The sequence below is a fragment of the Serratia sp. NGAS9 genome, assembly GCF_009905295.1.
Lineage (GTDB): Bacteria > Pseudomonadota > Gammaproteobacteria > Enterobacterales > Enterobacteriaceae > Serratia > Serratia bockelmannii.
Map to the genome: position 1 here is coordinate 2265329 of NZ_CP047605.1, position 15276 is coordinate 2280604.

16 protein-coding genes are annotated in these 15276 nt (G+C 61.0%); 7 read left to right on the forward strand and 9 right to left on the reverse strand.

Going from position 1 to position 15276, the window contains the following annotated elements; translation table 11 throughout:
• Window positions 1-5: 5 nt before the first annotated feature.
• Together tyrS and pdxY are read left to right on the forward strand one after the other, a co-directional pair.
• Window positions 6-1280: a tyrosine--tRNA ligase gene (gene tyrS / locus GUC32_RS10995; protein ID WP_043141190.1), complete on the forward strand. Its 1275-nt coding sequence runs from the start codon at window positions 6-8 to the stop codon at window positions 1278-1280.
• A gap of 84 nt (window positions 1281-1364) precedes the next feature.
• The gene (gene pdxY, locus GUC32_RS11000; RefSeq protein ID WP_197819026.1) at window positions 1365-2225 is read left to right on the forward strand and encodes a pyridoxal kinase PdxY; all 861 of its coding nucleotides are present in this window, start codon (window positions 1365-1367) and stop codon (window positions 2223-2225) included.
• A 39-nt stretch (window positions 2226-2264) separates the two neighbouring features.
• On the opposite strand, the gene gstA is transcribed toward pdxY, so the two are convergent.
• The 4 genes from gstA to GUC32_RS11020 all read right to left on the reverse strand — a co-directional run bounded on the left by gstA (window position 2265) and on the right by GUC32_RS11020 (window position 5232).
• Window positions 2265-2870: a glutathione transferase GstA gene (gene gstA, locus GUC32_RS11005; protein WP_025302671.1), complete on the reverse strand. Its 606-nt coding sequence runs from the start codon at window positions 2868-2870 to the stop codon at window positions 2265-2267.
• A gap of 92 nt (window positions 2871-2962) precedes the next feature.
• Window positions 2963-3847 carry a 4-hydroxy-tetrahydrodipicolinate synthase gene (gene dapA / locus GUC32_RS11010; RefSeq protein WP_025302672.1) on the reverse strand — a complete coding sequence of 295 codons (885 nt, stop codon included), beginning with the start codon at window positions 3845-3847 and terminating at the stop codon, window positions 2963-2965.
• 360 nt (window positions 3848-4207) lie between these two features.
• On the reverse strand, window positions 4208-4471 hold the full coding sequence (locus GUC32_RS11015) for a DUF3811 domain-containing protein (protein ID WP_004938373.1): 264 nt from the start codon (window positions 4469-4471) through the stop codon (window positions 4208-4210).
• Between the two features lie 95 nt (window positions 4472-4566).
• Entirely contained in the window at window positions 4567-5232 is a 666-nt protein-coding gene (locus GUC32_RS11020; RefSeq protein WP_025302673.1) for an HD domain-containing protein, read from the reverse strand.
• 232 nt (window positions 5233-5464) lie between these two features.
• Between GUC32_RS11020 and GUC32_RS11025 the strand changes: the two genes are divergently transcribed.
• Window positions 5465-5857: a nuclear transport factor 2 family protein gene (locus tag GUC32_RS11025; protein WP_004938379.1), complete on the forward strand. Its 393-nt coding sequence runs from the start codon at window positions 5465-5467 to the stop codon at window positions 5855-5857.
• On the opposite strand, the gene GUC32_RS11030 is transcribed toward GUC32_RS11025, so the two are convergent.
• Window positions 5854-6123 carry a hypothetical protein gene (locus GUC32_RS11030; RefSeq protein ID WP_004938382.1) on the reverse strand — a complete coding sequence of 90 codons (270 nt, stop codon included), beginning with the start codon at window positions 6121-6123 and terminating at the stop codon, window positions 5854-5856. The two genes, GUC32_RS11025 and GUC32_RS11030, sit on opposite strands and share 4 nt — an antisense overlap.
• Window positions 6124-6399: 276 nt before the next feature.
• Between GUC32_RS11030 and GUC32_RS11035 the strand changes: the two genes are divergently transcribed.
• Window positions 6400-6780: a nuclear transport factor 2 family protein gene (locus GUC32_RS11035; protein ID WP_025302674.1), complete on the forward strand. Its 381-nt coding sequence runs from the start codon at window positions 6400-6402 to the stop codon at window positions 6778-6780.
• A 712-nt stretch (window positions 6781-7492) separates the two neighbouring features.
• On the opposite strand, the gene GUC32_RS11040 is transcribed toward GUC32_RS11035, so the two are convergent.
• Complete coding sequence (locus tag GUC32_RS11040) at window positions 7493-7873, reverse strand: RidA family protein (protein ID WP_025302675.1); 381 nt, start codon at window positions 7871-7873, stop codon at window positions 7493-7495.
• Between the two features lie 182 nt (window positions 7874-8055).
• On the opposite strand from GUC32_RS11040, the gene GUC32_RS11045 reads away from it, so the two are divergent.
• Window positions 8056-8910: an aminoglycoside phosphotransferase family protein gene (locus tag GUC32_RS11045; RefSeq protein WP_025302676.1), complete on the forward strand. Its 855-nt coding sequence runs from the start codon at window positions 8056-8058 to the stop codon at window positions 8908-8910.
• Here the strand turns inward: GUC32_RS11045 and GUC32_RS11050 are convergent.
• Together GUC32_RS11050 and GUC32_RS11055 are read right to left on the reverse strand one after the other, a co-directional pair.
• The gene (locus GUC32_RS11050; protein ID WP_197836751.1) at window positions 8875-9378 is read right to left on the reverse strand and encodes a cupin domain-containing protein; all 504 of its coding nucleotides are present in this window, start codon (window positions 9376-9378) and stop codon (window positions 8875-8877) included. The genes GUC32_RS11045 and GUC32_RS11050 overlap by 36 nt on opposite strands.
• Before the next feature lie 100 nt (window positions 9379-9478).
• Window positions 9479-10666, reverse strand: a complete 1188-nt coding sequence (locus GUC32_RS11055) for a benzoate/H(+) symporter BenE family transporter (RefSeq protein ID WP_369435722.1) — start codon at window positions 10664-10666, stop codon at window positions 9479-9481.
• Between the two features lie 115 nt (window positions 10667-10781).
• On the opposite strand from GUC32_RS11055, the gene GUC32_RS11060 reads away from it, so the two are divergent.
• On the forward strand, window positions 10782-11345 hold the full coding sequence (locus GUC32_RS11060) for a helix-turn-helix domain-containing protein (RefSeq protein ID WP_025302679.1): 564 nt from the start codon (window positions 10782-10784) through the stop codon (window positions 11343-11345).
• A 194-nt stretch (window positions 11346-11539) separates the two neighbouring features.
• A complete protein-coding gene (locus tag GUC32_RS11065; protein ID WP_049209388.1) occupies window positions 11540-13633 on the forward strand; it encodes a prolyl oligopeptidase family protein in 2094 nt (697 codons plus the stop codon).
• 76 nt (window positions 13634-13709) lie between these two features.
• Here GUC32_RS11065 and dtpA read toward each other — a convergent pair whose 3' ends face one another.
• Window positions 13710-15224 (reverse strand): dipeptide/tripeptide permease DtpA, encoded by a 1515-nt coding sequence (gene dtpA, locus GUC32_RS11070; RefSeq protein WP_025302681.1) that lies wholly within the window; start codon window positions 15222-15224, stop codon window positions 13710-13712.
• Window positions 15225-15276: the final 52 nt, after the last annotated feature.

Here is a 15276-nt window from a genome sequence, read left to right on the forward strand (position 1 = left end):
CATTGATGGCAAGCAGCAACTTGATTAAACAACTGCAAGAGCGGGGCCTCGTTGCCCAGGTTACGGATGAGGAAGCGTTAGCGGAGCGACTGGCGCAAGGGCCAATTGCACTGTATTGCGGTTTCGATCCGACCGCTGACAGCTTGCATTTGGGCCATCTGGTTCCTCTGTTGTGCCTGAAGCGCTTCCAGCTGGCCGGCCACAAGCCGGTAGCGTTGGTGGGCGGCGCCACTGGCCTCATCGGCGATCCGAGCTTCAAAGCGGCGGAGCGCAAGCTGAACACCACCGATACGGTGAACGAGTGGGTCGAGAAGATCCGCAAACAGGTTTCCCCGTTCCTCGATTTCGACTGCGGCAGCAACAGCGCCATCGCGGCCAACAACTACGACTGGTTCGGCGGCATGAACGTGCTGACCTTCCTGCGTGACATCGGCAAGCACTTCTCCGTCAACCAGATGATCAACAAGGAAGCGGTCAAGCAGCGCCTGAATCGCGACGACTCCGGCATCTCCTTCACCGAGTTCTCCTATAACCTGCTGCAGGGCTACGATTTCTCCGAGCTGTACAACCGCCACCAGGTGGAGCTGCAGATCGGTGGTTCCGACCAGTGGGGCAACATCACCTCGGGTATCGATCTGACGCGTCGTCAGCACCAGAAGCAGGTGTTCGGCCTGACCGTGCCGTTGATCACCAAAGCAGACGGCACCAAGTTCGGTAAAACCGAAGGCGGCGCGGTCTGGCTGGCGCCGGAAAAAACCAGCCCGTACAAGTTCTACCAGTTCTGGATCAACACCGCCGACGCCGACGTTTACCGCTTCCTGAAATTCTTCACCTTCATGAGCCTGGAAGACATCAACGCGCTGGAAGAAGAAGACAAAAACAGCGGCAAGGCGCCGCGCGCCCAGTACGTGCTGGCGGAGGAAGTGACCGGCATGGTGCACGGTGCGGAAGGCCTGGCGGCCGCCAAGCGCATCACCCAGAGCCTGTTCTCCGGTGCGCTGCACGACATGACCGAAGCGGACTTCGCCCAGCTGGCGCAGGACGGTATGCCGACCATCAAACTGGATGGCGACGCCGATCTGCAGCAGGCGTTGGTGAATGCCGAACTGGTGCCGTCACGCGGCCAGGCGCGCACCATGATCGGTTCCAACGCGGTGACCATCAACGGTGAGAAACAGTCCGATGCCGAATACCGCTTCAGCGATTCAGATCGTCTGTTCGGCCGCTACACGCTGCTGCGTCGCGGCAAGAAACACTACTGCCTGGTGGATTGGCAGTAAGCGAATAATGACGGTAAGGGGCCCTGGCGGCCCCTTTATTTTTGCGCAGCCGCCCGGCTGCCGTATTCCGAACGAGTTCTGTCGATGAAAAACATTCTTTCTATCCAGTCGCACGTGGTGTTTGGTCACGCCGGCAACAGTGCGGCTGAGTTTCCGATGCGCCGCATGGGCGTCAACGTCTGGCCGCTGAACACGGTGCAGTTCTCCAACCATACGCAATACGGCCAGTGGACCGGCTGCGTCATGCCGGCCAGCCACCTGACTGAGATCGCGCAGGGTATCGCCAATATCGATCAACTGAAGCGCTGTGATGCGGTGCTGAGCGGTTATATCGGTTCGCCGGAGCAGGGTGACCATATTCTGGAGATCGTGCGTCAGGTTAAGCAGGCGAACCCGAACGCCTGGTATTTTTGCGATCCGGTGATGGGGCATCCGGAAAAAGGCTGTATCGTGGCGCCGGGCGTGGCCGAGTTTCACTGCCGCCAGGCGTTGCCGTGCAGCGACATGGTGGCGCCGAACCTGCTGGAGCTGGAAATGCTGAGCCAGATGGCCGTCGCCAACGTGGCCGATGCGGTGCAGGCCGCCCGCGTGTTGATCGCCAAAGGGCCGCGGCTGGTGCTGGTCAAGCACCTGGCCCGCGCCGGCTATCACGCCGACTGTTTCGAAATGCTGCTGGTGACAGCGGACGAGGCCTGGCACATCAGCCGGCCTCTGGTGGACTTCGGCGCGCGTCAGCCGGTCGGCGTCGGCGATTTGACCAGCGGTCTGCTGCTGGTGGATCTGCTGAAGGGCGAGGCGCTGGAGAAAGCGCTGGAGCACGTGACCGCCGCCGTGTATGAGGTGATGCTGACGACTCAGGAGATGGGGGAATACGAGCTGCAGGTAGTGGCGGCGCAGGATCGGATCGTGCAGCCGCGCAGCGAATTCAAAGCGGTAAAACTGTAAGTGCATCGGGCCCCGGCGATAGCCACCGGGGCCGAGTGTTTACTTCAATCCTTCGGCGTTCAGCGCCGCATCTACCGCCGGGCGCGCCGCAACGCGATCGAACCAGGCCGCCAGATGGGCGTGCTTGCGCACGTCAAACTGCAGGGCGAATGCCCAGCGCAGCACGGTGAACAGGTAGGCGTCAGCCACGCTGAAACGGCTCCCCAACAGGAAGTGCTGCTTCGCCAGCACCGAATCCAGATAGCTGAACTGCTGCTCCAGCCTGGCGCGCGCGATGGTTTTGTATTCCTCGGGCGTCTTCGGGTTGAACAGCGGGCTGAACCCTTTGTGCAGTTCGGTGGCGATGTAGTTCAGCCATTCGATCGCGTGGTAGCGCGACAGGGTGCCCGCCGCCGGGATCAGGTTGCGGTCCGGCACGCGGTCCGCCAGGTATTGTACGATCGCCACGCCTTCGGTCAGCAGGCTGCCATCGTCCAGCAGCAGCGCCGGGACCTGTCCCTTGGGATTGATGGCGAGGTAATCGGCGCCGCTCTCGGTTTTCTTCTGCGCCAGATCGACCTTCTCCGCCGTGAAATCCAGCCCTGCCTCGCGCAGCACGATATGCGGGGACAGCGAACAGGCGCCGGCTTTATAGAACAGTTTCATCGGAAGCTCCTTGTTGATGACGAATGACGGGCATGCTTAACCTCTCATCGTAGTCCCATAGCGCCAAAATTACAGCGGCTTAGCTTACAAATTTAACCGATGAGCGCCTCGGCTGTCTGCAGCTGCGCCAGCGTTGCGGCGATCTGCTGTTGCAGCGCCTGCGGCGCCACCTGCATGGGCGAACGTAACTCATTGGCGATCAGCCCCTGTTGGGCCAGTACCGTCTTGACCGGCGCCGGATTCGGGAAGCTGAACATCTGGTGGATCATCGGCAGCAGCTCATAGAAGTTGCTGCGCGCAGCGGCCAGATCGCCGGTGGCGACTTGCTGTACCAGCTGGACGAAACGTTCCGGGTGAACATGCGCGGCGGCGGAAATGGCACCGGTGCCGCCGAGGCACAGCGTGGTGAGGATCAGATTGTCCTCCCCGGTCATCACATCGATTTCGCCGTCGGCGATCAGCGCCATGGTAGCGTCAGGGTTGCCGCCGCAGTCCTTGATGGCGGTGATGCGCGGGTGACGTGCGAGCCGGCGCAGCGTGGCCAGCTCCATGGCGATGCCGGTGCGCTGCGGAATGTTGTACAGGATCACCGGCACGGTGGAGGCGTCGGCCAACTGGGTGAAATAGTCGATCAGGCCGCATTGCGAAGGGCGGATGTAGTAAGGCGCCGGGATCAGCACGCCGGCGATGTCGCGCAGCTGAATGGCCTGCTGCATCTGCAGCGTGGCGGCCATGTTATTGCCGGAAAGGCCCATCACCACCTGATGGGCGGGCGCCACCTCCAGCACGGCGTCGAGCACCGCCAGCTGTTCTTCCTTGCTCAGCGCGGCGGCTTCACCGGTAGAGCCGCAGACCACCAGGCCGTCGATGCCGGCGTCGAGCAGGTGCCGCGCCAGGCGTTTAACCGCCGGCAGATCGACGGCATCTTGATTGAAAGGGGTAACCATCGCCACCCAAATACCCGAAAATGAGGCCATAAAATATTCCTTCTGTGTGACCGACAGAGAAGCCAGATGAGAAAATTGAAGGCGGGGCGTTGCAGGCCATCCAGTCAGCTCATCTGACGGGACAGCTCGCCCCGGTCAAATGAGCGTCTGTTTCTTCGATTTAACCGCCGCCAAACCGCCAACGGACAACGCAGGTGTCATCAGAATATCAGCGTTGCGTGGGTAGGCCATGGCAGTCTCGTGAAAAGGGGAAGTGGGGTGATAATGAATATTCTTCATCAGGCTGTCAATTTACAACAGATTGATAACATTGTTATTCATGATTCATCAGCAGGGATGAGTTTGGCTAATAAATAAAATCCCCGCCGCGGCGGGGAGGGTTTGACTGGCTCAGCGCGGCGGGCGGGAGCCGATAGTGGCAGACCAACTGAAGGTGTCGCCGCTTGGCCGGTAGCGGTTGGCTTTGCGTTCTGCACGCTCTGCCTTAGCGAGCTTTGCTCTGGCGGCCATGATGCGCGCCACCACTTCATCCTTGACCTTGTGCTGTTCGGCGTTGGTCAGCGGCCGGCCGTGGCTTTTACGCGCTTTGTCCAGCTCGGTTTTGACTTCCCGTTGCTCGCTTTCCGTCATCTCTTTCAACGTCAACTTTTTCATCTGTGCCGCCCGTTCGGTGAAGTTGGCTTTCAGTTTAACGGTGTTATGTGACCGAAAATGTTATGGGCATAACGAAAATGCCCCGTAGGCCGGCATTACACCTCTTCCAGCAGATCATCGACAAAACGCCGCATGCGTTCGGTACGAAGCTCGGCCATGTGCCGCCCGGCGGCAGTCTGGAAGCCGTCTTGCAGTTTGAACAGCTTGGTTTCGAAGTGATCCAGGCTGAAACGTTTGTCGTCGTATTGGCGATGTTCGGCCCGCGGGTCGGCGGCGTCGTACAGCGCACTGCGCATGCGGCCGCCGATATAGAAGCAGCGCGCCACGCCAATCAGGCCAATGGCGTCGAGACGATCGGCGTCCTGCAGGATCTTTGCCTCCAGCGTTTGCGGGGGGATGCCAGCGGAAAAACTGTGCGCTTCAATGGCGTGGGCTACCGCCGCGATGTCCGCCGGCGCCCATTCCAGCCGGGTCAGCGTCAGCGTGGCTTGCTCCGCCGCCATGCGCGAGGCCAGATGGCGCTGCGGCGAGTTTTTTTCCACCGCCACGGCGTCATGCAGCAGCACCGCCGCGCAGAGAATGCGCCGGTCGCCGCCTTCCAGCTTGCTGATGTGGCGGCAGTTCTTCCAGACTCGATGCAGGTGCGCCACGTCATGCGAACCGTCGTCCGACTCGAGGGTGAGCGGCAACAGCGTTTGCGCCAGCGTTTGGTAGGGGGAAAACGGTTGTAACAACTCTTGCGTCAGCGAGGGTAAAGACACGTTCAGCTCCTGTTGGGGAAAATCGGTCAATCAGCATAGCCGTGTCGGATGCCGGGAAAATGACAGAAAAATGGCTATTGTTTACTAAAGTGCAACCCACTATTGTCATAACTGCGGTTTTTGCAGCGAAACAAGCAACCTAGAATAGCCGCATTCCGCCGTCTCCGCTTGGTGAGAGCCTGTGTCCGCGGGGATGGCCGGAATATCCTCATCAGCCATTTGGAGAAGAGACATGCCAACCCCTCTTGAAATAGTGCGCGCAACCTATGAAGGCAGCTCCGAAGAAAACGGCCGCAATCTGCTGGCGGCGCTGGCCCCCGATGCAGAGTGGACCGAAGCCGCGGGTTTCCCTTACGCCGGTACCTATATCGGCCCGGAGAACATCATCAAGAACGTGCATCAGCGCCTGGGCAGCGAATGGCAAGGTTACCGCGCCGACGTCGATCACTTTTACGATGCCGGCGACAACGTGATCGCTCAGGGTTTTTATCACGGCACTTACCGGGCCACCGGCAAATCCTTCAGCGCCTCCTTTGCGCATATTTATACGCTTCGCGCCGGAAAAATCGTGAAGTTCGTGCAGATCGTCGACAGCGCTAAAGTGCTGGAAGCAATGCAGCCTTAATCGCCGCTGCGCTTGCCGAATTTGCGGTCGAACTCGCGCCGGTAACCCCGGGCCTTGTTGCGATCGCGGATCCACAAATAGCCGCACACCAGCGCAACCGCTCCCGAGAAGGTGACGTTGCGCATATCCCGGTCATACCAAAACACCAACAGCGCATCTAGCGCAGCAATCAGCGCGATCCATTTGTACATATGGGATTGGCGCCGCGTGGCGGCGTTGAGTCGTTTTAACTGTCTGGCTTCGTCCAACACCGGTTTTTGCTGCATAGCGTTTCGTTATCATCAGGCTGTTCACGCTAAATTAGCAGAATTTCCCTAACCGCCGCAAAGATTAACGCGTGGCGTTATGCGGTTTTCACCGCCCCTGGCGCGGCGCAGAAAATTTATGCACGGGCGCTTGAATTACCCATCGGGCGTGATAGGTTATTTATTCGCTATTTTTGGTTTTTTATTCAAATCTCGCCGTGTCATCAAGCTGCAGCACTGGGCGGTTAACGTGATGGGTTCGACGTATGCGGCGGTTAACTTCGGCAGGAGGATGTGATGAACGATAAAACGGCACGCCCGCAGGATGTGGTTCAACAACAGCTTGACGCCTATAACGCCCGCGACATCGAGGCCTTTATGGCCTGCTGGGCGGACGACGCGCAGTATTACGAGCATCCCGACACGCTGCTGGCCAGCGGCAAGGCGGCGATCCGTGAACGGCATCTTGTGCGTTTCCAGGAGCCGAGTCTGTATGGCGAACGGATAAAACGCATGGCGGTGGGGAATATGGTGGTCGATCAGGAAGTGGTGACGCGCAACTTCCCGCAGGGGCGCGGCAAAATGGATGTCATCGCCATTTACGAAGTGGAACAGGGGCAGATCGCCAAAGCCTGGTTCAAGATCGGCCCCTGCATGCCGGATGAAGGCGCGCTCTAGCCGCAATGCCGCTCACTTAAGCCTGAGTGGCATTTTTCTTATCCAGCCTCTGGGCGTTCTGTGCAGGGGAATTGCCGTCAATGTTCCGCATTTCTTTGTGGCCAACATGAACGGCAATTGTAGGGGCCGATGGCGCGGCCCCTACACCCGCGCCTTTGCTTAACACCGCCTGTCCGCTGCGCGGATACCCTCGCCGTGTCTGCATTGTCGGGCGGGTCGGCTGCGACAAACGTCCCTGTTAGTCTCGCCTCAACCGGCCTTCCCTGGCCGGTTGCCCCTGACAACGCCGCCTTGCTCGGCAGCCGGTGATGCGCGTTAAAGGTCAACACCCGAGCTGGCAGCTACCGGGAAATCTGCCGCTGATGAGGTTATGGCAGAGAAGTTGGAGATGAGCGCGGTGTTGGGCGCCCTTGAAGACGCCGAACGCAGGCATAGCGCATTAGGAGAAACCGCCATGGACGGCGGTTTCAGGTGAGACAGGCAGGGACGCCTGTCGCAACCGGCCTCAATGTGCTATGGCGGAGAGAGGGCAGTTGGCAAAGCCAACCGTCTGATAGGGCAAAGGCGCGGGTTGCCAGGGGCCGCGCCTTCGGCCCCTGGCTCGGTCGAGGTGAGTGAGCCACATGGGGCATCTCACTTTTATCGACCGAAAATGTCACGAACGCCTGCAGAAAAACGCTTAACTGAATCAGCATTGTGCTCTAGCCGCGCCTTATTGCAACGCCATCACCGCCTCTATCTCTACGCACACCTGCGGTGAGAACAACGCGCTGACCGCCATCAGTGAACAGGCCGGCAGCGCGCCGTCGAAATAGTCAAACAGCACCGGGCGCACGCCCGCCAGATCGGCGATGTCGGTCAGGAACACGCTGATTTTAATCAAGGCCTTGAGATTCACGCCTTCGCTGGCGGCGATGGTCGCCAATTGCTCGAGGATCTCCTGCGTCTGTTCCGGCGCGTTCAAGCCTTGCGCGTCGGTGGCGAAGGCCGTCAAGCCCGACACATACAGGCGATCGCCGTGGCGCACCGCATGCACATAGGGGCCGCCCGGCGTAGGCAACTGCGGATAATTCGTGCGTTTTAATGATGTCATGATCAAACCCCGCGCAAGACCGGTTAATAAAAGCGACAAACTTGGTTAGGATACTGAGGAAACGGCGGCCAGACGCCGCACACCGATGATATATGAGCGTATCATCCCTCTTTATTTTATACGTCGTCTCTCACCCGAATGTGACAGTGCGGCGCAGATCGGCCACAAGGACGCATGAGACGATGAACCCGCTTTTTACTCCCTACCTGCAACGCTGGCAACTGGAACAGGACGGTAAAGCCTTCGAAACCCACAGCAGCCTGCTGATGCCGGTGCGTTACCGGGGCGAGGCCGCCATGCTGAAGATCGCCCGCGAGCAGGAGGAGCGCTTCGGCGGCCAGCTGATGTGCTGGTGGCGCGGGGAAGGCGCCGCGCAGGTGTTGGCGTGGCACGAAGACGGCATTCTGCTGGAGCGCGCACAGGGCGAAAGCTCGTTGGCGCAGCTGGTGCGTGACGGCGACGATGAGCAGGCCACGGCGATCCTGTGCCGGGCGATCGCCGCCTTGCATGCGCCGCGCGCGGCACCGCTGCCCGAATTGATCCCGTTGCAAGAGTGGTTCAGCTCGCTGTGGCCGGCGGCGCAGGCGCACGGCGGCATGCTGCGTCTCAGCGCCACGACGGCAGCGGAATTGCTGAGTAGCCCGCGAGATGAAAGCGTGCTGCACGGTGATATCCACCATGACAACGTGCTGGACTTCGGCGAACGCGGCTGGCTGGCGATCGATCCCAAGCGTTTGTACGGCGAACGGGGCTTCGATTACGCCAATATCTTCTGTAATCCCAACTACGGCATCGCCACCGATCCGGCCATTTTCCAGCGGCGCGTGGAACAGGTCTGTCGCTTGGCCGGGCTGGAACGCCGGCGCTTGCTGCAATGGATCCTGGCCTGGGCGGGGCTCTCCGCCGCCTGGTTTATGGAAGACGGGCAGGCGGCGGATATCGACTTCCGCGTGGCCGAGCTGGCGGCGCGCGCGTTGGATCTCCCGTTGCCGGCCGGCGATTCAGGGTTCATCCTGCCAGTAATCGAGCGAGGCTGAAGGGCGTTGCAGATAACGCACCTGTTCGCCGTCATTGCCGCGCGCCATCGCCTGGTATTTGCCTGAGTCCGGATACATCACCACTTCCGGCTGTTCGCGCGTGCTGACGGACAGGTACTTCAGCGGCGCATCGGAGGTGTTGATGATCTGGTGCGGGTATTCCGGGCCAGGCGGAATGAAAATGACATCCCCGCTGACGATCGGCAGCATTTCTCCGGCCACGCGCAGCGTACCGCTGCCTTCCAAAATGATGAACATTTCCTCCTGAGCATAGTGAAAATGGTAGGGGCAGGAGCGCATGCCCGGCGCCACACAATCGAAAGAAGCGCCCAGCTTGTCGGCGGCGGTGCCGGTGCCGAGGCGAGCGCCGACGCTGTCATACAGCGGCGGCCGTCGGTCATGCTTCATCCCTACCTGTTCGACATTGCGTATCAGGCGCTGGGCCAACAGCGCGGCTTTCTCGGTCATAAGCTTCCTTGGTGACGGTGTCACTTGTTAGGTGAATTGACATTCAGACGACAGAGAAAGTGAAGGCGCCACGGCGTCGCTTGTCAATGTAGACCGCCCGTTACGCCTCGGAGACTCGCCGCGGCAGCGACAGCAGCAGATGGGCGATGGCGCCGCCGACAATGCCCCAGAAGGCCGAACCGATGCCGAGCAGCGTGACGCCGGAGGCGGTGATGAGGAAGGCGATCAGCGCCGCGTCGCGCTGTTTTTCATCATGCAGCGCGCGTTGCAGGCTGCCGCCGATGGTGCCGAGCAACGCCAGCCCGGCAATGGTGTGGATCAAGGCGACCGGCAACGCGCTGAACAGCAGGCCGATGGCGCCGCCGAACAACCCGGCCAGCAGGTAGAAGCCGCCGGCGGCCACCGCGCCCATATAGCGCCGCTGCGGATCGGGATGCACGTCCGGCCCCATGCAGATGGCGGCGGTAATGGCCGCAATGCACACCGAGAAGCCGCCGAACGGCGCCAGCAGCAGCGCGGTCAGCGCCGTCCAGGCGATCAGCGGCGAGGTGGGGACGCGGTAGCCCGCCGCCTGCAGCGTGGCGATGCCGGGCGCGTTTTGCGAAGCCATGGTCACCACGAAGAAGGGCACGCCGATGCCGAGCAGCGTCGGCCAATTGAAATGCGGCGCGATAAATTCCGGCATGGCGAACGCCGGCGCTTGCTGCGTCAGCTGGATATTGCCCTGCAGCGCGGCGATCGCCAGCCCAACCGCCAGCGTCAGCACGATGGCGTAGCGCGGTTGATAACGGCGGCTGAGCAGATAGGCCAGCCCCATGCCGGCGCTGAGGGGGAAATTGAGCTGCAACGAAGCGAAGGCGTCCAGCCCGAAACGCAGCAAGATCCCCGCCAGCATCGCCGCAGAAATCGCCTGCGGGATGTAGTCCATCAGGCGGGCGAACAGCCCGGTGACGCCGCACAGCAGGATCAGACCGGAAGCGAAGATAAACACGCCGATCGCCTCGTTGATCGGCGTGCCGGGCAGGCTGGTGACCAGCAGCGCCGCGCCGGGCGTCGACCAGGCGGTGAGGATCGGGGTGCGGTAGTAAAGCGAGAGCCCGAGCGAGGTGACACCCATCGCGATCCCCAGTGCGCTCAGCCAGCCGCCGATCTGCGCCGGCGTGGCGCCTGCGGCGGCGGCGGCCTGGAAAATGATCGCGGCAGAGCTGGTGTAACCCACCAGAACGGCGACAAAGCCGGCCATGATGGCGGGCAGGGGCAGATGGCGCAGGGAGAGGGCTGGGCGCATGAGGAGCTCCAATCGGTAATTGTGCGTTATAACGCACGACAAGAAATCAGCATAGCACCGTGCGCTATAGCGCACAAGCGGGTATAATCGGGCACGATACGCAGAGGAGAACAGGATGCAGGAACTTGCCGGCCATTTGGCGCACACCCTTCGCACGCTGCGCACACAGCGCGGCTGGAGCCTGACGCAGGCGGCGGAATACACCGGCGTCAGCAAAGCGATGCTCGGGCAGATTGAACGCGGTGAATCCAGCCCGACGGTGGCGACGCTGTGGAAGATCGCCACCGGCTTCAACGTGGCGTTCTCCGCCTTTCTTGAGGCGTCGCCCGCTCAGCAACAGGCGACGCTGCACCGCTACGGTGAACTGCCGGTGTACGATCAGGACAATGCTGATATGCGCGTGGTGCCGCTGTTTCCCTACGACCGCCAGCTGGGTTTCGATATGTTCGTCATCGATCTCGCACCGGGCGCGCTCAGCGAATCGTCGCCCCATGAGCCGGGCGTGATCGAGCATGTGATCGTGATCAGCGGCCGACTAGAATTGGCGATCGACGGCGAATGGCACAGCCTGGCGGCCGGCGAAGCGATGCGCTTTCAGGCCGATCGGCCGCACGCCTACCGCAACGCCAGTTCACAAACGGTGCGCATCCACGATCTGATCCACTATCCTCAATCCTGACTCAACGCGGTGCCCGCGGGCTTTGACTCCGCGCCGCCAAACGCCTACCTTGTTGAAAATGACTCTTATTTCACAGGCTGTCGCCCATGACGGGGCGGCGTTGTAGCCGACTCAAAAGGAGCTTGATTTTGCCGGTCACCAATCGACGTCAGTTCATTAAACTCAGTGCGCAAACCGCAGGAGCCGTATTCGCGATGACTTCATTACCTAACAGTATCCGCCTGGCGATGGCGGCGGAGGGCGGCGCGGCCGCCGGCGATGACTTCCTGTGGCTGGAGGAGCTGCAGGGTAAAAAAGCGCTGCAATGGGTGCAGCAGGAAAATCAGCGCACCGTGGCGCGTTTCGGCCAGGGTGAAGACTTTCAGCGCATTGAGCGCGAAGTCCTGGATATCCTTAATAAAGACACCCAAATCCCGTGGGTGAGCAAACGCGGCGAGTACTATTACAACTTCTGGCAGGATCGGGCCAACCCGCGCGGCCTGCTGCGGCGCACCACGCTGGACGAGTACCGCAAGGCCAAACCGGCCTGGGAGACGGTGCTGGATATCGATGCGTTGGGCAAAGCGGAGGGCAAGGATTGGGTCTATCAGGGCTCGCAACCGCTGGCGCCGGAATACCGTTATTGCCTGATGCAGCTGTCGCCGGACGGCGGTGACGCCACCGAGATCCGCGAATTCGATCTGGTGGCCAAACGCTTCGTCAAAGACGGTTTTAATGTACCGGTGGCGAAAAGTCGGGTCTCCTGGGTCGATCGGGATACGCTGTTCATCGCCACCGATTTCGGCCCCGGCTCGATGACCCAATCCGGCTACGCGCGCATCGCCAAGCGCTGGCGGCGCGGCACGCCGCTGAGCGCCGCCGAAACGCTGTACGAAGCGCAGCCCGAGGACATGGCGGTCTTCGCCTATCACGACCGCACGCCGGGTTTTGAGCGCGATTTCGTCGGCCGCAGCCTGGACTTCTACCGCCGCGACTATTTCTTGCTGATGCAGGACGGCCGGCAGAAAAAAATCGATATCCCGGCCGACGCCGAGCTGGATACGCATCGGGAATGGCTGCTGATCAAACCGAGCAGCGACTGGGAGGTGGGCGGCAAGCGCTATCCGTCCGGCGCGCTGCTGGCGGCCAACTTCGATGACTATCTGGCGGGTAAGCGCGAGCTGCAACTGCTGTTTACCCCAACGGCGGAGCAGGCGCTGAGCGGCTACAGCGGCACCCGCGATCATCTGATCCTCAGTATCATGGATAACGTGGTCAACCGTCTGGAAGTGCTGACGCCGCAGGGCGGCAGCTGGCAACGTCGTCCGCTGGGCAACCCCGGCGCCATCAGCACCCTTTCCGCCGGCGGCATCGACGAAGAGAGTAACGCCTATTTCCTGACGGTCAGCGGATTCCTGCAACCGACCTCGCTGTATATGGGCAACCTCGATGGCGGTGAGGCGACGCTGCTGAAACAGGCGCCGCAGGATTTTGACGCGTCAGGCTACCAAGTGAGCCAGCATTTTGCGCGTTCCAAGGACGGCACCCGCGTGCCGTATTTCCAGATTGCCGCCAAAGATCTCAAACCGGACGGCAGCACGCCGACGCTGCTGTATGGCTACGGCGGGTTTGAAGTGCCGCTGCTGCCGGGCTATCTCGGCGGCAAGGCGCCGGCCTGGCTGGATCGCGGTGGGGTATACGTGGTGGCCAACATCCGCGGCGGCGGCGAATACGGCCCGGCCTGGCATCAGGCGGCGCTCAAGCAGAACCGCCATCGCGCCTACGAGGATTTCGCCGCCGTGGCCGAAGATCTCATCGCACGCAAGGTGACCTCGGCACCGCATCTGGGCGCGCGCGGCGGCAGCAACGGCGGCCTGTTAGTGGGCAATATGCTGACGTTGTATCCGCAGCTGTTCGGCTGCATCGTTTGCGAAGTGCCGCTGCTGGACATGCAGCGCTATACGCAGCTTTCTGCCGGCGCGTCGTGGATCGCCGAATACGGTGACCCGAGCAAGCCGGAGGAGTGGGCCTACATCAAGACCTTCTCGCCGTACCACAACATTCAGACGCAGACGGCCTATCCGCCGGTGTTGTTCTATACCGCGACCAGCGACGATCGGGTCAACCCGGCCCACGCGCGCAAAATGGCGGCGCGCATGCAGGCGATGGGGTATCAGCAGGCTTATTTCTATGAAAATACCGAAGGCGGGCACAGCGCCGCCGCCGACAAGCAACAGGCGGCATTCCACAGCGCACTGGTAAGCGAATTCATGTGGGCCAACCTGAGCGATAAACCCAAATCAGCGTAAACCCGTTTATTGCGGGCATAAAAAAACACCGGGGCGTTAACCTCGGTGTTTTTATTTACGCCCAATCTGCCGACGATCAGTGAGCCGCGGTGGCTTCCTGCGCTTTCTGATTGGCGTCTTCGGTGGTATCCAGCGTCATGCGGTACAGTTTCGGCGCGGTCAGCATCATCAGGATAGCAATGACGGCGGTGACGATGCCGATTTGCATAAACACATGGCTGTAGATGGCCAGCGAAGCGTGCGCGTCGTTGATGTCGCTTGGGACGGCGGTCAGACCGGCAACCTTACCGGCGATCAGCGCGGCGGCGGCGGTGGTCAGGAACCAGGAACCCATGATGAAGCCCATCAGACGCTGCGGCACCAGCTGTGCCACCATCGCCAGACCCAGGCCGGAAATCATCAGCTCACCGATGCTCTGCAGCGCGTAGCTCAGGATCAGCCAGTTGACCGACACAATGCCCTGTTCGTTGGCGAAGCTGGCGCCCCATGGCAGCACCAGGAAGGCGCAGGAGCACAGGATCATACCGAAAGCGAACTTGTGCGGCATCGGCAGGCGATCGCCCATTTTGTTATACAGCGCGGCCAGAATCGGGCTGGCGAGCATGATCCAGAATGGGTTCAGCGCCTGATACTGCTCAGGCTCGAAGGCGATGCCGAAGATGCTGTGTTCCACGTTGTGGATGGCGAAGAAGTTCAGTGAGGTTGGCATTTGGCTGTACAGCACGAAGAACACCACCGCTTCCAGCATCAACAGGAAGGCGACGATCATCTTGCGGCGTGCGGCGCCGTGCAGGGCGAAGGTTTCCTTGGCGAACACCAGCACGATGCCGGCGGAAACGAGGGCCAGCGCCCAGCGCGCGATCACCTGGTTGTGCAGCAGCCAGCTGGACACGGCGATCAACGCCACGATGCCGACCAGCACCATCAGCAGTTTCGGCAGATGCAGCGGCTTGAAGTCAGGCTTGGAGCCGTTTTCCTTCACCCACTTGTGGCACATCATAAAGTTGACCAGGGTGATCAGCATGCCGACCACGCTCAGGGAGAACGCCACGCTCCAGCCGTATTTCGCTGCCAGCCACGGGGTGGCCAGCATGGAGAAGAAGGAACCGATGTTCACCGACATGTAGTACATGGTGAAGGCGCCGTCGAGACGCGGATCGTCTTTCTCATAGCAGGTGGACAGCAGGGAGGACGGGTTAGCCTTGAACAGGCCGCTGCCCACGGCGATGGTCGCCATACCCATGTAGACCCAGAAGATGTCGTGGCCGGAGTAGGCCACCATGGCGTAACCGGCGGCCAGCACCAGTGCGCCGAGCACGATCACGCGTTTGGCACCCAGCACCTTGTCGCCCAGCCAGCCGCCGATGGCGACGAAGCCGTATACCAGGGCGCTGAAGGAAGAGAACAGGGTGATGGAGTCGGCTTCGCTCATGCCGAGCATCTTGACCAGATAAACCGCCATGATGCCCTGCAGGCCGTAATAGCCGAAACGCTCCCACAGTTCGATCGAGAAGATCAGATAGAACGCTTTCGGTTGTTTGAACGCGTTAAGGCTAACGCTCTCCGGGTGTTGGTTGTTTGCTGTTGACACTGGTACCTCTGTTTTTTCGCAGCCCGTCTTTGGAGGACGGGAAAGTACAAAA